This window comes from Bacillus cereus group sp. BfR-BA-01408 (assembly GCF_022663305.1).
GTDB classification, from domain to species: Bacteria; Bacillota; Bacilli; order Bacillales; family Bacillaceae_G; genus Bacillus_A; species Bacillus_A pacificus.
Window position 1 is genome coordinate 1 of the sequence record NZ_JAKUFF010000052.1, and the last position, 24,305, is coordinate 24,305.

Here is a 24,305-nt window from a genome sequence, read left to right on the forward strand (position 1 = left end):
TCTAATGTCATCTCTTTATATTGTTGGTAAATCTTAATAGAAAGCTTCGTTCCAAAACCGTAACCATTTAAAAAACTCATTACTTTCTCTAATCCTTGATGTTCAACAATTGTCTCATATATTTCTTGCGCTTTTTGCTTGTTTACAACACCATTTAAAGCCTCAGGATCATCCATAATTTTAGAAATAGCATGTTCCCCTAGATGGTCCACAATTTTTTCAGCTGTACGCTTTCCTATCCCTTTAAATAAATCACTCGCTAAATATTGCACCATACCTGCTTTCGTTTGCGGCAATTCTTTCTTAAACGTTTCAACTAAATATTGTTTCCCATACTTCGGATGGTCTTTAAAATGCCCTGTCAACGTAAACACTTCATCTTCATGCATGCGGGGAAAATGACCGTTTATCATCACTTTTTTTTCGTCGTACGTTTCATTCGTTTCAATGACTTTCATACTGACAACGGAATAGAGGTTTTCTTCGTTGTGGAAAATGGTATGAAGAACTTGCGCTTTTATAAACTTTTTCTCTTCCTCAAACAAATCCATTGCATGTTGATTTCCCATCTTTCCTCTCCTTTCCGGTTTCGCTTCACTTTAATGAGCAGTACATCCCCCACCTATTTAGATGAGGGATAACTACCCATTAAACTACATTTTTCTTATTCAGCTTCTTGCTCTAATAAACGAACACCATTACCCGCTAAAAAGTGATCTGGCTGAATTTCAGTTGCTTTCTTAAATAAAGCGAGAGCCTTCTCATTTTTTTCCTCAAATACGTAGGCAACACCTAAATTATAATACGCATCTGCATGCTCTTCATCCATTTCTAATACCTTTTCAAAATAAGGTTTCGCCTCTTGAATATGTTCTAGTCGCGCAAAGCAAAGTCCGCACTGGAACAAAGCTTCTACATCGTTTTCATCTAATTCTGTTGCTCTTTGTAAAAACGGCAGTGCAAGACGATCATTTCCAAGTTGCACATGTGTAATACCTAACATAAACGTTACATCAGCTGATTGTAATCCAGCTTGCATCGCTTGTTCAAATACAGCTTTAGCCTCTGCAAATTGCTCTTGACCGTAATATACGTTTCCTAATCCATAATAAGCAGCCGCAGATTTATCATCTAACTCTAATGCACGTTTATAAAATAAAATTGCTCTCTCACTATCACCTAGTACATCTAATAAGTTTGCAAAATTAATATATCCAAGCGCATCTTTCGGATTTTCTTCGATTGCTTCTGTGAAATTTTTAGCAGCTTCTTCCCAGTTTCCTTCTTGCATATATTGAATACCTGTTTCAAGTTTGTTTGACATGTCCTTCACCTCTACAACAAATTATAACAAAGAATGTATTTTCCAAGCGAACGAAAATTCGCCTTATGTAAAAGAAACCTCTAACCGCGAATCGGTAGAGGCTTCTCATTTTATCCTAAATAATCCAATTTCTTACCGCTACGGTACACTTCATCAATTGTAGCACCGCCTAAACACTCATCTCCATCATAGAAAACAACTGCTTGTCCTGGTGTAATTGCACGAATTGGCTCGTCACACAGAATACGAACTGTATTTTCATCAACGATTTGAACCGTTACTTTATTATCTTCTTGACGATAACGGAATTTCGCTGTGCACTTAAATTCTTTCTCTTTCGCTTTATTACTTACCCAGCCAACATTTGTAGCAATAACTTCGTCGCCATATAGAAGTTCGTTATGGAATCCTTGATCAACATATAAAATGTTTTCTTTCAAGTTTTTCCCAACAGCAAACCACGGATCACCGTTACCACCAATACCAAGGCCATGACGTTGTCCAATTGTGTAGTACATTAAACCGTCATGCTTTCCTTTCACTTCACCAGATAATGTTTGCATCACACCTGGTTGTGCTGGTAAATAGTTACTTAAGAAATCTTTAAAGTTACGCTCACCAATGAAGCAAATACCAGTACTATCTTTCTTCGCCGCTGTCGCTAAACCAGCTTCTTTCGCCATTTCACGAATTTGTGGTTTCTTCAGTTCACCAAGCGGGAACATTGTTTTTGATAATTGCTCTTGGCTTAATTGATTTAGGAAATACGTTTGATCTTTATTGTCATCAACGCCGCGAAGCATTTTATATTCGCCGTCCATATAAGCAACGCGTGCATAATGACCTGTTGCTACATAATCAGCACCGAGCGCAATGGCATGCTCTAAAAATGCTTTAAATTTAATTTCTTTATTACACATTACATCTGGGTTTGGTGTACGACCAGCTCGGTATTCATCTAAGAAGTACGTAAATACTTTATCCCAGTATTGTTTTTCAAAGTTTACTGCATAATACGGAATACCAATTTGGTTACACACTTCAATTACATCATTGTAATCTTCTGTTGCTGTGCAAACACCATTCTCATCTGTATCATCCCAGTTTTTCATAAAAATTCCGATTACATCATAACCTTGCTCTTTTAATAAAAGAGCCGCTACAGATGAATCAACGCCACCGGACATCCCGATGACAACGCGTGTTTCGTGAGGTAGTTTGTTCATCATGTCACCTCCCATGCTAATTTTGTGTTAATCGCTTCACGATTTTCACTGTTTCGTACGCCGCTTTCTCAACTTGCTCTTTCGTATTTCCAAGTCCGAAACTAAAACGTACGGATGAACGTATTTGATCGGAGTCTTTTCCGAACATCGCCACTAATACATGTGATGGATCAATCGAACCAGCTGTACAAGCCGAACCACTTGATACTGCAATGCCAGCTAAGTCTAAGTTCACAAGAAACGGTTCAATGTTCATTCCTGTAAAACTAATATTAAGCACATGTGGTAATCGATATTCTAAGTTTCCGTTTACCTCGAAAGTAATGTCTTCATTTTTGAAGACAGATACCATTATATCTTTAAACTCTTCATATTGGGCATTTTTTTGCTCACGAGTTTTTTCAGCTAGCAAAATTGCATGTTGCAACCCAACGATGCTCGGCACATTTTCAGTACCAGCACGGCGTTTTCTTTCTTGCTCCCCACCTATTAATAACGGTTCAAATTTCACGTCTGCACTAGCGTATAGGAACCCGACACCTTTTGGCCCGTTAATTTTATGAGCTGAAATTGATAATAAATCAATACCAAACTCTTTCACATCAATTTCTACTAAACCATAAGCTTGTACCGCATCTGTATGGAAATAAGCTTGATGCTCTTTTAGCAGCTTACCTATTTCCGCAATTGGTTGCATCGTCCCAACTTCATTATTCCCAAACATAATAGATACAAGAATTGTCTCTTCTGTTAATGCCTTTTGTATGTCAGAAACTTGAACACGTCCTGTTTCATCAACAGGTAAATATGTCACTTCAAACCCTTCACGCTCTAACAATTCACACGTATGCAAAATTGCATGATGTTCAATTTGCGTCGTTATAATATGGTTACCTTTATGACGGTTCGCACGCGCTACACCGATAAGTGCTAAATTATCAGCTTCCGTACCACCGCTCGTAAATATAATTTCATTCGGATTCGCATGAATGCTACGTGCACATGCGCGTCTCGCCTCATCTACAGCATGGCGCGTTTGACGTCCATAAAAGTGAATACTAGACGGATTTCCGAATGTTTCTGTCATATATGGAATCATCTTTTCGACCACTTCCGGGTGAGTCGGAGATGTCGCAGCATGATCTAAATAAATGCGTTCCATTAAATCTCCTTCTTTCCAAATCGTTTCACAAGGAATTAAATGTAAAACATATAGCCCCCGTGATTTTCTTCCTCATAACGTACTAAATCTTCTAACGTTGTACTATCTAACACTTCTTGCACCGCATCACGAACACGCATCCATAATTGGCGTTGTGCTGGTTCTTCTTCTTCTATCATTTCTACAACACTAATCGGACCCTCTAATACACGGATTACATCCCCAGCTGTAATGTTAGCTGGCTGATCTGATAATACATACCCGCCATATGCTCCGCGTGTACTCTTTACTAGACGCGCGTTACGAAGTGGTGAAATTAATTGCTCTAAGTAATGTTCCGATAAATCATGTGCCTGCGCAATTGATTTTAAGGAAATTGGACCTTCACCAAACTTTTTTGCAAGATCGATCATAATTGTTAAGCCGTAACGGCCTTTCGTTGAAATCTTCATCTATTTTGCACCTCTTTTCAAATTTTCACTTCTATTGGTTATATCTTATTTATAAAAGAACACAATTTAAAATCCTATGAAATTATAGCATAATATAGTATTATAAGAAATTTCAACTTGTGTATCAAAATGATAACATAAAATCACATTGAAAAACTCGGAAATTATTACAATTGAAAGAAAAATGAAAATATTCATATTCATTTTTCCCACAAAACAGCATCCTATTTCAAATTCCACTAAAAAAAATGATACGATAGAAAGAGATTATACATTAAGGGAGACGGTAAAAATGAAACAACCACTCGCACATCGAATGCGCCCTACAAATATTCAAGAAATTATCGGACAACAACATTTAGTTGGTGAAGGAAAAATTTTATGGCGAATGGTCCAAGCAAATCATTTTCAATCTATGATTTTATATGGCCCTCCAGGCACTGGAAAAACATCCATCGCGAGCGCAATTGCAGGAAGTACCGGAACCCCTTTTCGCCTATTAAACGCTGTTACTCACAATAAAAAAGATATGGAAGTTGTCGTACAAGAGGCAAAGATGCATCGACACCTCGTTTTAATTTTAGATGAAGTACACCGTCTAGATAAAGCAAAACAGGATTTTCTATTACCTCATTTAGAAAGTGGACTCCTTACCTTAATTGGTGCGACGACGAGTAATCCGTTCCATGCTATTAATTCCGCTATTCGAAGTCGGTGTCAAATCTTCGAATTACACGCATTAACAGAAGATGATCTTTTAATTGGCTTAAAACGAGCACTTGAAGATAAAGAAAAAGGTCTTGGGGAATATGATGTAACTGTTACGCCTGAAGCATTACATCACTTCGCAAATGCATCAGGTGGAGATATGCGTTCCGCTTATAATGCACTGGAGCTAGCTGTTTTATCTAGCTTTACAACTGATGACAAAGCTGCGGAAATTACGCTGGAAATCGCCGAAGAATGCTTACAAAAAAAGAGCTTCGTTCACGATAAAGGCGGAGATGCTCATTATGACGTATTATCAGCATTTCAAAAATCAGTGCGCGGAAGTGATGTAAACGCAGCACTTCACTATTTAGCACGTCTTATTGAAGCTGGTGATCTGCAAAGCATCGGTAGACGTCTTCTTATTATGGCATATGAAGATATTGGACTTGCTAGCCCGCAAGCTGGACCGCGTACGCTAGCAGCTATAGAATCAGCTGAACGCGTTGGATTCCCAGAGGCGCGCATACCACTTGCAAATGCCGTTATTGAGCTTTGCCTATCACCAAAATCAAACTCAGCTTATAAAGCACTTGACGCTGCCTTACACGATTTACGGAACGGGCAAACAGGCGACATCCCAAGTCATTTAAAAGATAGTCATTACAAAGGCGCAGAGGCACTTGGAAGAGGCATTGGCTACTTATATCCACACGACCATCCAAATGGTTGGGTACAGCAGCAATACTTACCTGATAAAATAAAAAACAAACAATATTATAAACCGAAAATGACAGGGAAATTTGAACAAGCACTTTCTACTGTATATGAAAGATTACAAAGTTCGAATAAAACGAAAAATAAAGGGTAACATAAGCGAAAACGTCACCATTATGGAGGCTTCGCTTATGAAAACACGTCAAGATGCATGGACAAAAGAAGACGATCTCCTTTTAGCAGAAACTGTTTTACGACATATTCGCAGCGGCAGTACACAAATAAAAGCATTCGATGAAGTCGGCGATGCTTTAAACCGCACTTCCGCAGCTTGCGGTTTTAGATGGAACGCTGAAGTAAGACCGAATTATGAAGATGCGGTACAGCTTGCGAAAAAACAACGTAAAGAATTAAAGCGCTCTGAAGCTAAAATAGAAAAAAATCAGTTCACAAAAACGAAACAACTCGTAATCGATGCTGAGTTTTCAGAAGATATTGTACCAAGTAAACAAGAACTTACAATGCAAAATGTCATCTCGTTTTTGCAAAACTTGGAGCACAATAATCCTTCAATCGCAAAGTTACAAACTGAAAATGAAGTATTACAAACTCAGCTCACTTCCTTGCAAAAAACGAATGATGAGCTCGAAACTAAATTAGCTGTACTCACAAAAAAACAACAAGCAATCGAAGAAGATTATGCAATGCTCGTTAGAATTATGGATCGTGCTCGAAAACTCGTTTCAGTTGAAGAACAAGAAGAGCAGATCGCTCCCATTTTCAAGACAGATCAAAATGGAAATTTAGATATTATTTATTCTGCAGAGAATTAAAAAAGATGTCACCTAGCCCAATTTCCCGGCTAAGTGACATCCTTTTTTTGTCTCTTCGGTGGATAGCATATTGGTAAATGAAATTATATCGACTATTCGACAAGGAATATCGATTTACCGACAAATATTTACAAAATAAGTAAACCTGCTATACAAAGAACTCCCTGAATTGACTGGATATTTTTTACTTAAATGTTACTATAAACATATACGATTGAAAGGAGCTGATTGCCATTTCATTAGTAGCCTTCAAAATAACACTCGGTATTCTCGTTCTAACGTTAGGCCTTTTTACGATTCATAGTTTAAAAAAGACCTCAGGTTATAAATCAGACAAATATGATTATTACTTACTGGCCTTGCTTACATTTGAACTAGTAGCAATACAAATCCCCCTATTTCTTTAGCACATATAAAAAAGCATATATCCGAAATGGATATATGCTTTTCTTTTATTCTTGCCCTACACGTTTCACTTCTACGTTTTTAATGCGTTCACGTACAACGTGACTTGCCATAATTAAGCCTGCCACAGATGGTACGAATGCGTTTGATGAAGGTGGTAATTTCGCTTTACGAATTTTTGCATTTTCGTCTGGTACGATTTCTTTACGTACTTCTTCACGAATTACGATTGGATTTTCATCAGAGAAGACAACTTTTACACCTTTTTTAATACCCTCTTTACGAAGCTTCGTACGAATGACTTTCGCAATTGGATCTGTATGTGTTTTAGATATGTCCGCAATACGGAAACGAGTTGGGTCCATTTTATTTGCTGCACCCATACTTGAGATAATTTTAATTTTACGACGTAAACATTGTTTAATTAAATGAATTTTGAACGTAATCGTATCAGATGCATCCACTACAAAGTCTAAACCGTGTTTAAAGAACTCTTCATATGTTTCATCTGTATAAAACATTTCTAGTCCAATTACTTCACACTCTGGGTTAATGTCTGCAATACGCTCTTTCATTAATTCTACTTTTGAACGTCCTACAGTAGATACTAAAGCGTGAATTTGACGGTTTACGTTTGTAATATCTACAACATCTTTATCTACTAATACGAGACGCCCAACTCCAGAACGTGCTAACGCTTCAGCTGCAAAAGAACCTACGCCGCCAATTCCTAAAATACCGACTGTACTATTTTTTAATATTTCAAGTCCTTCTTTACCGAAGGCTAATTCATTACGTGAAAATTGATGTAACATTCAGCTCTACACTCCTATTACAAAAATGGTCTACCATGTATTCTAGCGTTTTTCCGACTATTTGTATAGAAAAAGTTATAGAATTCCTAAAAATACATATTTCGAAAATAAAAACATAGTGTAAACCGGGATTTTGTTTCTTCCTAAATACACGTTTAAAAAGGAGGATTCAGAGAGCCGAACAGATCGAGGCGCTGAAGCCAGGAGGAGCGCAGTGTAGCGTTACTACTCGAGCACCGGACTAGCATACGTAACGACGAGATGCGACAGCCATCTGAACCGGACTTTTTAAACAACCTCTCAAAAAAAGTCTAGATGGTATTAGTATAACCATCTAGACCCTATTCTTACTTCTCTTCTTTTAAGCTTAATTTTAAGTTTAACTCTTCAAGCTGTGCTTCTGCAACTGGGCTTGGAGCTTCTGTTAATAAGCAGCTTGCGCTTGCTGTTTTTGGGAATGCAATTGTATCACGAAGGTTAGTACGACCTGCAAGTAACATAACAAGACGGTCTAAACCTAATGCAATACCACCGTGTGGTGGAGTACCGTATTCGAATGCTTCTAATAAGAATCCGAATTGCTCTTGCGCTTCTTCTTGTGAGAATCCAAGTGCTTTGAACATTTTTTCTTGTACGTCACGCTCGTAAATACGAAGTGATCCACCACCAAGCTCATAACCGTTTAATACAAGGTCATATGCTTGCGCACGTGCTTTTTCTGGTGCTGTTTCTAATAGCTCAACATCTTCACGGAATGGCATTGTGAATGGGTGGTGAGCTGCAAAGTAACGATCTGCATCTTCATCGTACTCAAGAAGTGGCCAATCCGTTACCCATAGGAAGTTAAATTTACTTTCGTCAATTAACTCAAGCTCTTTACCTAGACGTAAACGAAGTGCACCTAAGCTATCTGCAACAACGCTCTTCTTATCTGCTACGAATAGTAATAAGTCACCAGCAGTAGCTTCTAATGTAGTCATTAACACGTTTGCATCTTCTTCACCGAAGAATTTCGCGATCGGTCCTTTTAAGCCGTCTTCTTCCACTTTAAGCCAAGCTAAACCTTTTGCACCGTATACTTTTACGAATTCAGTTAATGCATCGATGTCTTTACGAGAGTATTTACCCGCAGCACCTTTTGCATTAATTGCTTTTACTTGTCCGCCGCTTTCTACAGCACTTGTAAACACTTTAAATCCACAACCTGCTGCAAACTCAGATAAGTCTGTTAGTTCCATTTCAAAGCGTGTATCTGGCTTATCAGAACCGTAACGAGCCATTGCATCAGCGTAAGTCATACGAGGGAATGGTGCACTAATCTCTACACCTTTCGCATCCTTCATAACTTTCGTCATCATGCGCTCCATCATATCTAAAATTTCTTCTTGTGTTAAGAATGAAGCTTCAATATCGATTTGCGTAAATTCTGGCTGACGGTCCGCACGTAAATCTTCGTCACGGAAACAGCGTGCTACTTGATAGTAACGCTCAAATCCGCCGACCATAAGAAGCTGTTTAAATAGCTGCGGAGATTGTGGTAATGCATAAAACTCACCATCATGTACACGACTTGGTACTAAATAATCACGAGCTCCTTCTGGCGTGCTCTTCGTTAAAATTGGTGTTTCCACTTCTAGGAACTCTTCTGTGTCTAAGAAGTTACGAATTGTTTTTGTTACGTCATGACGCATTTTGAATGTGTTGAACATTACAGGGCGACGTAAGTCTAAGTAACGATATTTTAAACGCACATCTTCTGATGCATCTGTATCATCAGCGATAATGATTGGTGTTGTTTTCGCTGCGTTTAATACGTTTACCTTTGTTGCTTGTACTTCAATACGACCAGTTGCCATATTGTCATTAATTGCGCCTTCACCACGCTCAACAACTGTACCTTCTACGTGTAATACGTATTCGCTACGAATTGTTTCTGCTACTTCTAGCGCCTCTTTTGATGTTTCTGGGTTAAATACAACTTGTACGATACCTGTACGGTCACGTAAGTCGATAAAGATTAATCCACCTAAATCACGGCGTTTTTGTACCCAACCTTTTAATTGAACTGTTTGTCCAACTGCTTCTACTGTTACTTTTCCACATGCATGTGTTCTTTCAGCCACTGTAAGTTCCCCCTATATTAATTTCTCTGCTACGTATGAAGCAAATACATCTAATGCTACTTCTTCTTGTTCGCCTGTTGCCATATCTTTTAAGTTGATGATACCTTTATCTAACTCATCTTCCCCTAATACAGCTACAAATTTCGCTTTTAGACGATCTGCTGATTTAAATTGTGCCTTCATTTTGCGGTCTAAATAATCTTTTTCAACTGATAATCCAGCTTTACGAAGATCAAACGCAACTTTTGCAGCATGGTCTTTCGCTTTTTCACCAAGCGCCACAACGTAACAATCAATACTATGTTCGATTGGCAATTCAATGTTTTCAGCTTTTAGTGCCATAATTAAACGTTCAATACTCATCGCAAAACCGATACCTGGCATTTCTGGTCCACCGATTTCTTGTACAAGTCCGTTGTAACGTCCACCACCGCTTAATGTAGTAATAGCACCGAAACCTTCTGCCTCACTCATAATTTCAAATACAGTGTGTTGGTAGTAGTCTAAACCACGTACTAAGTTCGGATCTTTTTCAAATGGAACATCCATCATCGTTAATAGTTCTTGAACTTTTTCGTAGTATACTGCTGAATCTTCGTTTAAGTATTCTGTAATAGATGGTGCTGTTCCCATTAATTCATGGTTACGGTCCTTCTTACAATCTAAAATACGAAGAGGGTTCTTTTCTAAACGAGATTGACAGTCAGAACAGAATTCGCCGATACGTGGCTCAAAGTGTGCGATTAATGCATCACGGTGTGCTTGACGGCTTGCTGCGTCACCTAAACTGTTTAATACAACTTTAATATTTTTCAAGCCCATGCCGCGGTAAAACTCTACAGCAAGTGCAATGACTTCTGCATCAATTGCAGGGTCGTTACTACCGATTGCTTCAATACCAAATTGTACGAATTGACGATAGCGACCTGCTTGCGGTCTTTCGTAACGGAACATTTGACCGATATAATATAATTTCGTTGGTTGTGTTGCGTCACCGAACATTTTATTTTCAACGTAAGAACGTACAACAGGTGCAGTACCTTCTGGACGCAATGTTAAACTACGCTCTCCACGATCTTGGAATGAGTACATTTCTTTTTGTACGATATCTGTCGTATCACCAACACCACGTAAAAATAGCTCCGTGTGTTCAAAAATTGGTGTACGAATTTCTTTATAATTGTAACGACGGCAAATTTCGCGTGCTTGCCCTTCGATATACTGCCATAACTCAACAGTGCCTGGAAGAATATCTTGCGTTCCGCGTGGGATTTGAATAGACATATTCAGTTCCTCCTCAAATTGTTTTAATCTTAATAAAAATAAAAAAACTCCCGCCTCTACTGTTTGAACAGTAGGGACGAGAGTATTATACCCGTGGTGCCACCCTAATTGAAGCACGTATGCTTCCACTTTTTTAATAACGCTTAAATGTGCGTTCATCCCTACTAAGCGTATATGCCGTTCAAGTTGAAACCTCTAGAGTGTCATTCAATCAGTCATCATGTAGAAATGTTTTCAGCCTAAGACATTTCTTCTCTTTCCATGTGTGTCTCATTTACTCTTCTCTATCAACGGTTATATTCATATGTAAATATAAAATTACTATACGTTTGTTGAGTAGGATTGTCAAGTACTCTAAGAGCGTTCAATCTGCTTCTTTAGGCGCTTTACATCTTGAAGAGAAATGCCAAACTCAGAAGCAAGCTCCATCGAAGTATTGTTTTGCTCTTTTGAAATAAAATCATGAAAATTTACGTTAAACAGTTGATTTGCACCATTTGTAACAGAATGCCCTTTTTCATTCATACGCATACGTATATCCCTCACATTCAATATGGATGTTTTACTTTTTATTGTTCCATATTGATTAGAGAGTTATACATAAACGAAAAAGCTATTGACTCAAAATAAACATTAGTATTATTGTATTTATAATAATTGGCCAGTCCACTCGCTAGCATATGATGCTTCAAATGAATATAACAACACTGCAATACCTAGCCCAAATACGATCATTTCTAACATTACATGTAATATACCTTGCACTTTCCTTTCTTCCACAGGAAATAAAGCATACATTAAACTACTTCTACACACTGATTCAATATACGAACCAACGCCTCTGGATTAGTTTCCATTACCCAATGCCCACCAACTTCAATAGAAAAAACTTCCCATTTTCTATCCCTTGCTTTTTTTGCTGATTCTAAAAAGATAGGCGTCATTGGCCAATGTTTTGGATTATCCTTTACTTCTACGTATATATGGGGTATAAGTTGCGCTTTAGAGTTTTTTATTTCAACCGATTGTGTAAAAGCCAACAATGACATCGCTGATTTTTTTTCATCTATTGTATTTCTAGGAAGAACACGCCATCCTTCCCCGTATACCTTTACTTCTTCTATAAAATGTGCGGCCATTTCCGGCCCAGAAATATCCATAACAGAATCACCATTTTCCGGAAGCATTGCATCCACGTATACTAGCTCTTTAATAAACTCAGGAATCTCTTCTGCTACACCTGTAATTACCATACCAGAATAACTATGCCCTACTAAAATTACATCTCTTAGACTCTCATATTTAATAGTATTAACAATGTCTTGAATAAATGTTTTCAGCCCTATATTAGGTTGCATAAGATGTGTTCGTTCCCCAAGTCCAGTTAATGTAGGAGTATATACACTATGACCCTCTTCCCTTAAAAGTTTAGCTAGTTTTTTCCAAACATAACCGCCATCCCATGCTCCATGAACGAGTACAAATGTTTCCATAAGATTTACCTCCCATAATCCCCCGATTATATCGTTTATTTTCTTAACTATCATAACAATAACTAGAAAAATATACCATTAAAAACCACAAAAGAAGAGAGGGGCTCATCCCCTCTCTTCTTCAGCAGCACTATTTACTTTCCACAATTAAGGTCACCGGACCATCATTGATTAAAGAAACATCCATCATTGCTCCGAACTTCCCTGTTTCTACATGCAATCCTTGCTTACGAACTTCCTCATTAAAGAAATCATATAAACGCTCTGCATAGTCAGGTTTGGCAGCATCCATAAAGTTTGGACGTCTTCCCTTGCGGCAATCTCCGTATAATGTGAATTGCGAAATGGATAGAACTTGTCCTTCTACATCAAGTACAGAATGGTTCATCTTTCCGCTCTCATCTTCAAAAATACGTAAGTTCGCAATTTTTTCTGCAATGTAAGTTGCATCTTTTTCTGTATCTTCATGCGTAATGCCAACTAGTAATGTTAAACCGAACGGAATTTGTCCTACGATCTCACCGTCTACTGTGACAGACGCTTCCTTTGATCGTTGTAAAACAACTCTCATCTTTTCTACACTCCCTATTAATGCATCATGCGTCGTACTGCATAAATTTCTGGAACACGTTTAATGCGTTCTACTACTTTTTTCAAGTGCTGTAAGTTACGAATAGAGATTGACATATTAATTGTCGCCATCTTATTACGGTCACTTCTACCAGAAACTGCCGAAATGTACGTTTTCGTCTCTGTAACAGCTTGTAATACTTCATTTAATAAACCACGGCGATCGTAACCTGAAATTTCAATATCAACGTTATACTCAATTTCTTTTTCAGGGCTACCTTCCCACTCTACTTCTAATAAACGTTCTATAGCTTCTTCTGTATGAACATTTACACAGTCACGGCGGTGAATCGATACGCCTCGGCCTTTCGTAATATACCCAACGATATCATCACCAGGTACTGGGTTACAGCATTTTGATAAACGAATTAATAAATTATCTGCACCACTTACTTTAACGCCAGAATCCCATTTTCGAATTTTCATCGGTTTACGAACTTCTTTAACTTCAACAATCTCTTCTTCTTCACGTTGCTTACGGAACTTGTCCGTTAGTCGCGTAACAATTTGCGATGCAGTGATGCCATTATATCCAACTGCCGCAAACATATCTTCTTCATTTGCAAAGTTGAATTTTTCAGCAACTCGTTTTAAATTATCAGGAGCTAACACTTCTTTCATCTCATACTCTAGGCTACGCACTTCTTTCTCAACAAGTTCACGGCCTTTTTCAATATTTTCATCTCTACGTTGTTTCTTAAAGAACTGACGTATTTTGTTTTTTGCATGAGATGTTTGAGCAAGTTTCACCCAATCTTGACTTGGTCCATACGAATGTTTCGATGTTAAAATCTCAATGATGTCACCTGTTTTTAATTTATAATCAAGTGTCACCATTTTCCCGTTTACTTTTGCACCAATTGTTTTATTTCCAATTTCTGAATGCACACGATATGCAAAGTCAATTGGAACAGATCCAAGTGGTAATTCCATTACATCGCCTTTCGGTGTAAAGACGAATACCATGTCAGAGAATAAATCAATTTTTAATGACTCCATAAACTCTTCTGCATTAGAAGCTTCATTTTGCCATTCTAATATTTGACGGAACCATGTAAGTTTCTTCTCTAATGTACCTGCTGTTTCTGCTGTTTTTCCTTCTTTATACGCCCAGTGTGCCGCGATCCCGAATTCTGCGATCTCATGCATTTCTTTCGTACGAATTTGCACTTCAAGCGGATCACCTTTCGGCCCAATTACAGTCGTATGAAGAGATTGATATAGATTTGCTTTCGGCATTGCAATATAATCTTTAAAACGACCTGGCATCGGCTTCCAGCACGTATGAATAATTCCAAGTACTGCATAACAATCTTTAATACTATTTACAACGACACGTACAGCTAATAAATCATAAATTTCATTGAACTGTTTATTTTGCAGTGCCATTTTACGATAAATGCTGTAAATATGTTTTGGTCTTCCAGAAATTTCAGGTTGAATTGCAACTTCATCTAATTTCTCACGAATACCAGTCATTACTTCCTCTAAATACTCTTCACGTTCTGCACGTTTACGCTTCATTAAATTTACAATACGATAATATTGCTGTGGATTTAAGTAGCGAAGTGACGTATCCTCTAGCTCCCATTTAATAGTACTAATTCCGAGTCTATGTGCTAAAGGTGCAAAGATTTCTAACGTTTCATTCGCAATGCGACGCTGCTTCTCTTGAGGCAAATGTTTCAATGTACGCATGTTATGAAGACGATCGGCTAGTTTAATTAAAATAACTCGAATATCTTGAGCCATTGCAATAAACATTTTGCGATGGTTTTCTGCTTGTTGTTGCTCATGAGATTTATATTTAATCTTTCCGAGCTTTGTCACACCATCGACAAGCATAGCAATTTCTTTATTAAATTCCCGTTCAATATCTTCTAATGTAATCTCTGTATCTTCTACTACATCATGTAAGAAACCTGCTGATACTGTAGCTGGATCCATGTGTAAATCAACTAAAATACCTGCAACTTGAATTGGATGAATAATGTATGGTTCACCCGATTTTCTGTATTGTTCGCTATGCGCATCGCGTGCATATTCATAGGCACGTGCTACTAGCTCAATATCTTCATCCACTAAATATTGACTTGCTTTCTCGAGTACCTGTTCAGCTGTTAGTACCTGCTCATTTGCCATCGAATCACCTTTTATTGAAAATTGACTTTATCTTTATTGAATAGAATAAATTATATTCTATCATTATAACCCAATGATTGTGAATTGTGAAAAGGAAAAGATTTTACTGACATTTCACTATAATTTTTTGTTCAATTATACAAAAGTACCCGCTCCTCTCCAAGAGATTCACGGGTACTTTTTATCACCGTAGTTTTACCTATATAGTGATTAGTATTTTTCTAATACTAATACATCGTAACCATCTAACATTTTACGACCATCTAAGTAAGTAAGTTCTACTAAGAATGCAATTCCTGCTACAACTCCGCCTAGCTCTTCAACTAACTTAATTGTCGCTTCAATTGTTCCACCTGTAGCTAATAAGTCATCTGTAATTAATACGCGTTGACCTGGTTTAATTGCATCTTTATGGATCGTTAAAACGTCTTTACCATATTCTTTACCGTAGTCAACTGTAATTACTTCACGTGGTAATTTTCCTAATTTACGAACTGGCGCAAATCCTACTTCTAATGCATAAGAAACTGGGCAACCGATAATGAAACCACGAGCTTCTGGTCCTACTACAAGATCGATGTCTCTCTCTTTTGCATACTCAACGATTGCATCTGTTGCTGCTTTGTATGCTTTACCGTCGTTCATTAACGGTGTAATGTCTTTAAACACAATACCTTCTTTTGGATAATCCGGTACAATTGCGATATGTTGCTTGAAATCCATATTTCTGAATCCTCCTCAGATCTAAAAGGTTTGTAAATACAAATCCTTTACCCTAACTGTTCTACTTCTTTATGATTACGAATCGTTTCAAACCATGTATATAGTTGCTGATATGTGCTATAAACCAATTCTTTTTCTAATTGTAAGTGGTTCATTTTCTCACGATATGTGCTCGATTCAATTAAATCACGCTTTTGTTTTTTGTCTGCCATAAAAATGACGCCATCTTTTATTGTAACAAATTCTAACTCAAAAAACACCTGTGTCATGAAATTTACTGTATCTTTTGACCAACCTTTATGCTGACATAGTTGCGCTCCATATTGTCTTAAAGAAAATGGTGATTTTTGGCTCAAGAACGAATAGTACCATTTAAAATGTTCTCTCGTTGGAACAGTACTAAATAAATGATTATTCTCTTGATAAAATAGTGTATAAATTCGCGACGGGAATCCTACTTTAAATAGCTCTCTTAATTCATCTGTCCCTTTTGGTAAATCAAGGAATACGATGTATTGATCATCTAACTCGGTCACTTCTGATGCATGCATCATATGCTCTTTATAGTCTTCTAAAGAAAATTTATTCAATACCTCTTCAGAAAAATACACCATCGTGATTTTCCCTTTCGGAAGTTCTGCTAAATTTGCTTCTACGTTACGCATACTACGCCAATCGAATAATTGCCATGCTTCTACAGCAATATCTTGTACCATTAATTGCGGCTTCTTAAAATTATTCCATTCATTGATAGACGCTTCTCCTATTACAGATACTTTTGCAACTGGAGAAATTTCTTTCGCATATGCGCCAAAACCGAATCCAATTGTATCCAATGTTGCTTGTCCATCACGAAGAGACATCTTTAAATGAGAACCATCTGATCCGATTGCACGAATACTTTCTAACTCCGCATCTTTCACCGCAATACGTGGCTTTGGATTTCCAACACCAAATGGCGCTAACTTTTGCATATCTTCAATTGCTGCAAGTGTTACGTCCTCCACTTTGCAAAAAGCATCGACAGCTGTAATTGGAATAAAATCTTCTTCTGTTAAAATTGTATCTGCCTGTTCATTTAAACGGCGGCGTAATTCATCTACATCATTCATATGTAGCGTCATTCCCGCTGCCATCGGATGTCCTCCGAAGTGTGGCAATAACTCTCTACAATCTGACAAGTTTGCAAACAAATCAAATCCTGCAATACTACGCGCTGAACCTTTTGCAGTTTCTTTTACAGGATCAATGCATAATACAATCGTTGGACGATAAAAACGTTCAACTAATTTAGAAGCGACAATTCCAATTACACCTGGATTCCACCCTTCTTTTGCAAGCACTAATACTTTATTGTCTTCAGGAGGGAAATTCGTTTCCACTTCAGCGATAGCTTCTTCTGTAATTTGCTTTACAATATCTTTTCGCAGTTTGTTCAGCTCATCAATTTCTTCAGCCAGCTCTTTCGCTTCTTCGGGATCCTCTGATAATAAAAGATGTACAGCCGGCGTAGCATCTTCTAAACGTCCAACTGCATTAATACGAGGTGCGATTGAGAAGCCAATACTCTCTTCTGTAATTTCACTTTGCGAAACGTTAGCAACTTTAAATAGCGCCTTTAGTCCGATATTTTTCGTCATGCGCATATGTTTTAAACCGCGCTTCACTAGCAATCTATTCTCACCGTGAAGTGATACTAAATCGGCTACCGTACCAATTACTGCAATTTCTAATAAATGTTCTGGTACACGGCCCAGTAGTGCATGTGCAACTTTAAACGCAACACCTACACCAGCTAAATAGTGAAACGGATACACACCGCCATCTAATTTCGGGTGAATAATCGCAAGTGCTTCTGGCAATTCTGGTGGTGGCTCATGGTGATCTGTAATAATTAGATCTATCCCAAGTTCCTTCGCTACCTTCGCTTCATGTACAGCTGCGATACCAGTATCGACAGTAATAATGAGTGAAAATCCTGCGCTATGCGCCCAACGAAATGCTTCTTCATTCGGTCCATAACCTTCTGTAAAACGGTTTGGGATATAAAATTCTACGTCTGCACCTAATTCTTGTAAGGCAATATATAAAACAGTTGTACTACTTACTCCGTCCGCATCGTAGTCACCAAATATTAATATTTGCTCTCCATTTTGAATCGCCTTATTTACACGTTCTACCGTTCTATCCATTCCTTCTAATAAAAACGGATCATGAAATTCTTGATTTTCTGTATTTAAAAAATCTAAAATCTTATCTTCTGTATCTAGTCCTCTACCGAGGAATAACGAAACGACAAGTGGTGATAATTGTAATTTACTTGCTAATTCACTCACTCGCTCGCTATTATATTCTTTTTCTTTCCAACGCGTCTTCGGTTGTAACACGAAATCACCCCTTAACCTGTTCATTATACAAGACAGATTAAGGGGTGACAATATCATGCAAACTACGATGTAATATCTGTATACTAAAATGTTACTAATGTTTAATTTGGAGAATACGGATTTATATGTACAAATACATTTTGTACGTTATCTTGCAGCATAAGCGTTTCTTTCACACGCTTTCCAATGCGATGTCCTTCTTCTACAGTAATATATGGATCTACAGAAACTTTAATATCTACAATAACGTAATGACCATGCTCCCTCGCATATAACGAACCGATTTTTTTCACACCATCTATTTGAAGTACTGCTTCTCTAAGCGGAATAACATCTTCCTCATGAAGAACATGATCAAGCGTTGCATGAATTGCTTCTGTCCCAATACTCCATGCCATTTTTGCAACAAGAAGTGAAACAAATAATCCTGCAATTGGATCGGCATACACAAGCCAATCTAACCCGAACTTACCACCAATAATCGCTGCACAAATACCGATTAAAGCTGCAATTGAAGAAAATACATCCGAACGGTGCTCATATGCATTTGCAATAATTGCATCGCTATTTACCCTTTTCCCTAATCGAAATTTATATTGAAACATTCCTTCTTTCACAATAATCGAAAGAACAACAGCAAAAATCGTAATTCCCTTCGGCGGTTCTAATTCCTGCGAAAAAGCTTTTATGGACGAAATCGCTATCTCGATTCCCACAATAAATAATAATACTGCAACAATAATCGCTGAAATCGATTCCGCTTTACCGTGACCATACGGATGATCTTCATCGGGCGGCTGCTTTGCTGCTCGTAATCCAAACAGTACAGCTAGCGAACCAATTACATCTGATGCAGAATGCACAGCATCCGCTAATAGCGCTTTACTGTTCCCAATATAACCAATTACCGCTTTTATGATTGCTAATATAATATTACCAACGATCCCGACAATAGCACCAAACTCGGCCTGTTTAAAACGTTCATCTTTTTCCATCATTAAAATCCCTTCTTTTCTTAACCTATCTTTTTATCCCACTTTAATGGGCAGTAAGACCCCTACCTCAAAATTCAGTGAAAGCAAAAAATTTAGGTGGGGGATCAACTGCCCATAAAAGTCCGATTGGTTCAACTAATAATCAGTGGGGGGATGAAGAACCCCCCCACTGATTAAAGTTTCACTTTATTGTAACAAAAACAGCGATAACATCACCACTTTCTTCCATTTTCCATTTCAAAGTCGCTATCTTATTGTATCCACAAACGAAAAAAGAGATGCCTCATAAAGAGACATCATCTTTTTTATACTTGCGGTTCAGATTCTACTTTCTCAACCTTTTTCTTGTTTTTGCCCTTTTTCAAACGACGGTTTTCAAGCATTAACCAAATTTGAGAAGCAACGAAAACAGAAGAATACGTACCTACAACTAATCCAACAAGTAACGCAAACGAGAAGTTACGTAGTGACTCACTACCGAAGATAAGCAATGCAAGTACTGGGAATAGCACTGTTAGTACAGTATTAATCGAACGACCAAGCGTTTGACGAATACTTGCATTTACGATTTCTTCTAAGTCTTTTATATCACGTACTCGTTTTTTCTGTTTGTATAATTCACGGTTTCTATCAAATGTAACGATCGAGTCATTAATAGAATAACCAATGATTGTTAATACCGCAGCGATAAACGTTAAGTCTACCTCTAACTGGAAAATACTAAATATAACAATCATAACGAATGCATCATGTAATAATGCAAGTACTGCAGATAATGCATACGTAAATCGGAAACGAATACTTACGTATAAAATGATAACCGCAGAAGCAATTAATACTGCGATAAATGCATTTCGTGCAATCTCTTTCCCGATTGTTGGTGAAACTGTACTTACGTTTGGATCTGTACCATATTTATCGTGGAAGAATGTTTTTGTTTTCGCAATTTCATCTTTTGATAGAACACCTAATGTACGAACTGCGAATCCTTTATTGTCATCTCCAGTCGGTACAATATTTTCTTCCTTCACGTCAATGTTCAATTCTTTAAAATCTTTATGAACATCAGACACAGTAACTGCTTGTTTTGATTGCAAGTCGATACGTGTACCACTCGCAAAGTCAATACCAAGATTCAATTTGAAAATTGGTAAAATAATTGCACCTGCAATTACAACTACCAGCGAGAAGATAAGGAATTTATGACCGACATTTACGAAGTTAATACGATCAAATCTTGTCGGTGGATGTACTACACCTTTTGTTAATGGAATAATATCCTTTTGTTTCACACCAAAGTATCCTGGTTTTTTATCGAAGTAACGGCTCTTTACAAGTAAACTTAGTAAGAAACGAGTACCGAATACGTTCGTAATAAAACCGACTAAAATACTTACGATTAAACTTGTTGCGAACCCTTTTACAGAGCTATTACCATAAACGAATAATACACCAGCTGCTGCAAGTGTTGTAATATTCGCATCTAAAATGGTTGCTAATGAACGATGGTTACCAGCACGGAATGCCGACATCATTGACTTACCAATTTTCAGCTCTTCTTTCAGTCTCTCGTACGTAATAATATTCGCATCAACCGCGATACCTACCCCGAGCACTAACGCCGCAATACCTGGCAACGTAAGAACTGCATGCATCCAGTTAAAGACAAGTAATGTAACGAAAATGTATAAACCTAACATAATAACCGCTACAAGTCCTGGTAAACGGTAGAATACAAGCATAAATAAGAAAATAAGAGCGATACCAATCGCACTAGCGAAAATTGTTTGCTCTAACGCTTGTTGACCAAACTTCGCTCCAACAGATGTTGAATACATTTCTTTTAAATCAACAGGAAGTGCACCTGCATTTAATAAAGATGAAAGTTGTTTCGCGCTTTCAACTGTAAAGTTTCCACCCACGATAGATACTTCAGCTTGGTTAAACACTTGGTTTACTGTTGCTGCTGATAAGAACTTCGGATTCGGTTTTGCAGATTCTGCTTTGTACGAATCTTTTCCTTCTTCAAAATCAAGCCAAATTACCATTAAATTCGTTGGTGGTGGCATTTTTGAAATTTTTTCAGTTACTTCACGGAATTTTTCAGCGCTTTTTAGTGTAAGACCTACACTCGCACGACCTTGCTCATCAAATGTTTGCTTCGCTCCGCCGCCTTTTAAATCCGTTCCATCCATAAGAAGGTTGTCATCTACATCACGGAATGTTAATTTCGCTTGTGTTGATAACATTTCACGTGCTTTTTGCTGATCTTGTACACCAGCAAGCTGTACACGAATTCGGTCTTGCCCTTCAATTTGAATGTTCGGTTCACTTACACCAAGTACATTGACACGATTTTCAAGAGCACCTACTGTACTTACAAGTGCCTCTCGGTCAATTTTATCACCTTTTTTGGCTGGTTTTACTTCATACAGAATTTCAAAACCACCGCGAAGGTCTAGTCCTAGACTAATTCCTTTTGCTATGTCTTTTCCTGCCGCACCAATTACTCCACCGATTAATAAAACGATGAGGAAAAAGGCGGCAATTCTCGTACCACGCTTTGCCATATGTACCCTCTTTCCGCTACTAACACTTCAAATAAATCTTTTACGATTCACCTTCACACGTGTGCATACGCCTAGTTAGTAGACTTCCTTTCTATAATTTTGCTAGTTCCTCACCAGCTGTGTCGGTAAGTTTTTCACATTACCGACACTTTCATTATTTGTTTTCTCTCTTCACTACCTCCTTTATATATGATCTTAGACATAATTATTTCCTCATTATCAATACCTATCATTATACTGCAAAAGGAAGAACAAACCAATTGCAGTCGGTTATTTATTTTCATATTCATCAAATGACCAAAGCGGGGCTTGATATGCTTCAACAGTTAAATACGTCATATATTCATTAGCTGTTACTGTTAATACGTCATTAACTAATTCATACAATCTAACGTCACTGTCTATCTTCTTCCACTTTTTCACTTTAAGAAACTTCCAAATGTCATCATCTGTTACTCGGTCGTAGCCGAACATTTGGAACTCTTCTACTTTACTTTCTAAAACGACTTGTAACTGTCCGCGGTATGATTCTACCAAAGCCTCTCTATCTAACATATATAACATCTCCTTCTTATTTCAGCACGAAAAGTCGCTTTTAATCCCGCTCTAATGGACAGCAATAACTACTTTCAAGAGTACTCTCTTAAATGCTTGTCATTCTTGTCTCGTACGTGCATATAAATTATTGTAAATCATTCCACTGATTTTGAGAAGGTAGGAGAAGACCATGACGAGACAAAGCTTTTTAAAAGGCGCATTTATTTTAATGATAGCCGGCTTTATTACCAAAATTCTAGGATTTATTAATCGTATTGTAATGGCACGTATTTTAGGAGAAGAAGGCGTTGGCCTTTATATGATGGCCGTCCCTACATTTATTCTAGCAATTACATTAACACAAATCGGTCTTCCTGTCGCAATCGCAAAATTTGTAGCAGAAGCAGAAGCTGTGAATGATAAACAAAAAGTTAAAAAAATATTAACAGTATCATTAGCTGTTACATCTGTTATTAGTATCATTTTAACAATTGGAATTATGCTCCTCACACCTATTTTAGCAAAAACATTATTAACTGATGAACGAACGTACTATCCATTAATGGCCATTTTGCCTGTCGTTCCTGTTATTGCTGTTTCTTCTGTTTTACGTGGCTATTTCCAAGGGAAACAAAATATGAAACCTAGCGCTTACGCCCAAGTGATAGAACAAATTGTCCGCATTACAATTATCGCTATATGTATTCAATTATTTTTACCTTACGGCGTAGAATATGCTGCAGCTGGTGCTATGTTATCAGCCGTTCTCGGTGAAGTGGCATCGTTATTATTTTTACTCACTTTATTCCAGCGCGAAAAACATTTATCTATACGCTCGGGATTTTTCACTACTGTAAAGGAAAGCAAGGGGACATTTTATTCTCTTATGGATATTGCACTTCCAACTACAGGAAGTCGTTTAATCGGTTCCGTTTCCTATTTTTTTGAACCTATCGTCGTTATGCAAAGCTTAGCGATTGCCGGCGTTGCTGCCTCCGTCGCAACTCAGCAATACGGTATATTAAACGGGTATGCATTCCCGCTTCTTTCACTGCCAGCCTTTATTACATACGCTCTTTCTACTGCACTCGTTCCATCTATTAGCGAGGCAATGGCAAAAAGACAGCATAAATTAGTAGAACACCGCTTACAACAAGCTCTTCGGATCTCACTCATTACTGGCGGGTGGTCAGTCGTTATATTATACGTATTTGCTTCTCCTGTTTTAACTCTTATGTATGGATCGGATAGTGCAACAGCGTTCATCCAGCTTCTTGCACCTTGCTTTTTATTTCATTATTTTCAAAGTCCACTTACCTCTGTTTTACAAGCTTTAAACTTAGCACGTGCGGCCATGATGAATACGTTTATTGGTGCAATCGTGAAATTAATCGTTATTTTCGTACTAGCTTCAAGGCCAGAGTTTCAAATGATGGGGGTTGCCCTTGCAATTGCAGCAAATATCGTAACAGTAACATTTCTTCATTATGCTACTGTTTTAAAGAAAATTACATTTACCATTTACGCAAAAGACTATATTTTTGGCGGACTTGCCATCGGTATCGCAGGCTCCTTCGGTTTTTACCTTCATAAGTATATAGTTTTCTCTCATTCACTTGGCATACAAACATTATGGGAAATCACTTTAACAACACTCGTTTATATTGTGCTCCTCTTCATTTTCAAGCTCATTCGAAAAGAAGAGTTAAGTCGTCTCCCTATCATTCGAAAACTGTCATTTTTGAAGTAAACGGGCTTACTATGTCATATAGTAAGCCT

20 protein-coding genes, 1 pseudogene and 1 other annotated feature are annotated in these 24,305 nt (G+C 37.7%); of the genes and pseudogenes, 3 read left to right on the top strand and 18 right to left on the bottom strand.

The features are described 5' to 3' along the window. The 5 genes from MR083_RS18805 to cymR all read right to left on the bottom strand — a co-directional run. Positions 1 to 569: YrrC family ATP-dependent DNA helicase (locus tag MR083_RS18805; RefSeq protein ID WP_242269704.1), on the bottom strand; the 569-nt coding region annotated here is incomplete at its 3' end. A gap of 95 nt (positions 570 to 664) precedes the next feature. Continuing rightward, entirely contained in the window at positions 665 to 1,324 is a 660-nt protein-coding gene (locus tag MR083_RS18810) for a tetratricopeptide repeat protein (RefSeq protein ID WP_000066391.1), read from the bottom strand. 110 nt (positions 1,325 to 1,434) lie between these two features. Next, a complete protein-coding gene (gene mnmA, locus MR083_RS18815; protein WP_001038008.1) occupies positions 1,435 to 2,550 on the bottom strand; it encodes a tRNA 2-thiouridine(34) synthase MnmA in 1,116 nt (371 codons plus the stop codon). 16 nt (positions 2,551 to 2,566) lie between these two features. Beyond that, the gene (locus MR083_RS18820; RefSeq protein WP_000439905.1) at positions 2,567 to 3,712 is read right to left on the bottom strand and encodes a cysteine desulfurase family protein; all 1,146 of its coding nucleotides are present in this window, start codon (positions 3,710 to 3,712) and stop codon (positions 2,567 to 2,569) included. A gap of 35 nt (positions 3,713 to 3,747) precedes the next feature. Beyond that, positions 3,748 to 4,164 carry a cysteine metabolism transcriptional regulator CymR gene (gene cymR / locus MR083_RS18825; RefSeq protein WP_000704116.1) on the bottom strand — a complete coding sequence of 139 codons (417 nt, stop codon included), beginning with the start codon at positions 4,162 to 4,164 and terminating at the stop codon, positions 3,748 to 3,750. Between the two features lie 292 nt (positions 4,165 to 4,456). On the opposite strand from cymR, the gene MR083_RS18830 reads away from it, so the two are divergent. Further along, positions 4,457 to 5,743, top strand: coding sequence for a replication-associated recombination protein A (locus tag MR083_RS18830; RefSeq protein WP_000812932.1), 1,287 nt, complete (start codon positions 4,457 to 4,459; stop codon positions 5,741 to 5,743). Positions 5,744 to 5,780: 37 nt separating this feature from the next. Beyond that, positions 5,781 to 6,422 (top strand): RsfA family transcriptional regulator, encoded by a 642-nt coding sequence (locus MR083_RS18835; RefSeq protein ID WP_000857707.1) that lies wholly within the window; start codon positions 5,781 to 5,783, stop codon positions 6,420 to 6,422. Positions 6,423 to 6,874: 452 nt separating this feature from the next. Here the strand turns inward: MR083_RS18835 and MR083_RS18840 are convergent, their stop codons facing one another. The 13 genes and pseudogenes from MR083_RS18840 to MR083_RS18900 form a co-directional block, all read right to left on the bottom strand. Further along, positions 6,875 to 7,642: a tRNA threonylcarbamoyladenosine dehydratase gene (locus tag MR083_RS18840; RefSeq protein WP_000903177.1), complete on the bottom strand. Its 768-nt coding sequence runs from the start codon at positions 7,640 to 7,642 to the stop codon at positions 6,875 to 6,877. A 347-nt stretch (positions 7,643 to 7,989) separates the two neighbouring features. Further along, on the bottom strand, positions 7,990 to 9,765 hold the full coding sequence (gene aspS, locus MR083_RS18845) for an aspartate--tRNA ligase (RefSeq protein ID WP_073529884.1): 1,776 nt from the start codon (positions 9,763 to 9,765) through the stop codon (positions 7,990 to 7,992). Positions 9,766 to 9,777: 12 nt separating this feature from the next. After that, positions 9,778 to 11,049: a histidine--tRNA ligase gene (hisS, locus tag MR083_RS18850; protein WP_000027087.1), complete on the bottom strand. Its 1,272-nt coding sequence runs from the start codon at positions 11,047 to 11,049 to the stop codon at positions 9,778 to 9,780. 69 nt (positions 11,050 to 11,118) lie between these two features. Further along, positions 11,119 to 11,349 (bottom strand) — a binding site (T-box leader). A gap of 54 nt (positions 11,350 to 11,403) precedes the next feature. Next, a complete protein-coding gene (locus MR083_RS18855; RefSeq protein WP_001242605.1) occupies positions 11,404 to 11,580 on the bottom strand; it encodes a hypothetical protein in 177 nt (58 codons plus the stop codon). 82 nt (positions 11,581 to 11,662) lie between these two features. Further along, a pseudogene (locus MR083_RS18860) lies at positions 11,663 to 11,832 on the bottom strand (YrdB family protein); the annotation flags it as partial. Between the two features lie 14 nt (positions 11,833 to 11,846). Beyond that, entirely contained in the window at positions 11,847 to 12,542 is a 696-nt protein-coding gene (locus tag MR083_RS18865) for an alpha/beta fold hydrolase (protein ID WP_242269705.1), read from the bottom strand. Between the two features lie 130 nt (positions 12,543 to 12,672). After that, the gene (locus tag MR083_RS18870; protein ID WP_001266956.1) at positions 12,673 to 13,113 is read right to left on the bottom strand and encodes a D-tyrosyl-tRNA(Tyr) deacylase; all 441 of its coding nucleotides are present in this window, start codon (positions 13,111 to 13,113) and stop codon (positions 12,673 to 12,675) included. Between the two features lie 17 nt (positions 13,114 to 13,130). Beyond that, on the bottom strand, positions 13,131 to 15,314 hold the full coding sequence (gene relA, locus MR083_RS18875) for a GTP diphosphokinase (protein WP_001262814.1): 2,184 nt from the start codon (positions 15,312 to 15,314) through the stop codon (positions 13,131 to 13,133). A 210-nt stretch (positions 15,315 to 15,524) separates the two neighbouring features. Then, a complete protein-coding gene (locus MR083_RS18880) occupies positions 15,525 to 16,037 on the bottom strand; it encodes an adenine phosphoribosyltransferase (RefSeq protein ID WP_000346214.1) in 513 nt (170 codons plus the stop codon). Between the two features lie 47 nt (positions 16,038 to 16,084). Then, the gene (recJ, locus tag MR083_RS18885) at positions 16,085 to 18,424 is read right to left on the bottom strand and encodes a single-stranded-DNA-specific exonuclease RecJ (RefSeq protein WP_000941279.1); all 2,340 of its coding nucleotides are present in this window, start codon (positions 18,422 to 18,424) and stop codon (positions 16,085 to 16,087) included. 101 nt (positions 18,425 to 18,525) lie between these two features. Next, the gene (locus MR083_RS18890; RefSeq protein WP_041184786.1) at positions 18,526 to 19,419 is read right to left on the bottom strand and encodes a cation diffusion facilitator family transporter; all 894 of its coding nucleotides are present in this window, start codon (positions 19,417 to 19,419) and stop codon (positions 18,526 to 18,528) included. A gap of 305 nt (positions 19,420 to 19,724) precedes the next feature. Next, the gene (gene secDF / locus MR083_RS18895; protein ID WP_001119087.1) at positions 19,725 to 21,989 is read right to left on the bottom strand and encodes a protein translocase subunit SecDF; all 2,265 of its coding nucleotides are present in this window, start codon (positions 21,987 to 21,989) and stop codon (positions 19,725 to 19,727) included. 270 nt (positions 21,990 to 22,259) lie between these two features. Further along, a complete protein-coding gene (locus MR083_RS18900) occupies positions 22,260 to 22,544 on the bottom strand; it encodes a post-transcriptional regulator (protein ID WP_000886980.1) in 285 nt (94 codons plus the stop codon). A gap of 172 nt (positions 22,545 to 22,716) precedes the next feature. On the opposite strand from MR083_RS18900, the gene spoVB reads away from it, so the two are divergent. Next, complete coding sequence (gene spoVB / locus MR083_RS18905) at positions 22,717 to 24,276, top strand: stage V sporulation protein B (RefSeq protein WP_000198281.1); 1,560 nt, start codon at positions 22,717 to 22,719, stop codon at positions 24,274 to 24,276. The last annotated feature ends 29 nt before the right edge of the window (positions 24,277 to 24,305 follow it).

Bases quoted from the DNA above. Each gene is read 5' to 3' on its own strand.
- spoVB (WP_000198281.1), top strand. From the start codon at position 22,717: ATGACGAGACAAAGCTTTTTAAAAGGCGCATTTATTTTAATGATAGCC.
- MR083_RS18890 (WP_041184786.1), bottom strand. From the start codon at position 19,419: ATGGAAAAAGATGAACGTTTTAAACAGGCCGAGTTTGGTGCTATTGTC.
- MR083_RS18880 (WP_000346214.1), bottom strand. From the start codon at position 16,037: ATGGATTTCAAGCAACATATCGCAATTGTACCGGATTATCCAAAAGAA.
- MR083_RS18840 (WP_000903177.1), bottom strand. From the start codon at position 7,642: ATGTTACATCAATTTTCACGTAATGAATTAGCCTTCGGTAAAGAAGGA.
- MR083_RS18870 (WP_001266956.1), bottom strand. From the start codon at position 13,113: ATGAGAGTTGTTTTACAACGATCAAAGGAAGCGTCTGTCACAGTAGAC.
- MR083_RS18810 (WP_000066391.1), bottom strand. From the start codon at position 1,324: ATGTCAAACAAACTTGAAACAGGTATTCAATATATGCAAGAAGGAAAC.
- mnmA (WP_001038008.1), bottom strand. From the start codon at position 2,550: ATGAACAAACTACCTCACGAAACACGCGTTGTCATCGGGATGTCCGGT.
- MR083_RS18835 (WP_000857707.1), top strand. From the start codon at position 5,781: ATGAAAACACGTCAAGATGCATGGACAAAAGAAGACGATCTCCTTTTA.
- MR083_RS18865 (WP_242269705.1), bottom strand. From the start codon at position 12,542: ATGGAAACATTTGTACTCGTTCATGGAGCATGGGATGGCGGTTATGTT.
- MR083_RS18855 (WP_001242605.1), bottom strand. From the start codon at position 11,580: ATGCGTATGAATGAAAAAGGGCATTCTGTTACAAATGGTGCAAATCAA.
- MR083_RS18830 (WP_000812932.1), top strand. From the start codon at position 4,457: ATGAAACAACCACTCGCACATCGAATGCGCCCTACAAATATTCAAGAA.
- MR083_RS18900 (WP_000886980.1), bottom strand. From the start codon at position 22,544: ATGTTAGATAGAGAGGCTTTGGTAGAATCATACCGCGGACAGTTACAA.
- relA (WP_001262814.1), bottom strand. From the start codon at position 15,314: ATGGCAAATGAGCAGGTACTAACAGCTGAACAGGTACTCGAGAAAGCA.
- MR083_RS18820 (WP_000439905.1), bottom strand. From the start codon at position 3,712: ATGGAACGCATTTATTTAGATCATGCTGCGACATCTCCGACTCACCCG.
- secDF (WP_001119087.1), bottom strand. From the start codon at position 21,989: ATGGCAAAGCGTGGTACGAGAATTGCCGCCTTTTTCCTCATCGTTTTA.
- cymR (WP_000704116.1), bottom strand. From the start codon at position 4,164: ATGAAGATTTCAACGAAAGGCCGTTACGGCTTAACAATTATGATCGAT.
- hisS (WP_000027087.1), bottom strand. From the start codon at position 11,049: ATGTCTATTCAAATCCCACGCGGAACGCAAGATATTCTTCCAGGCACT.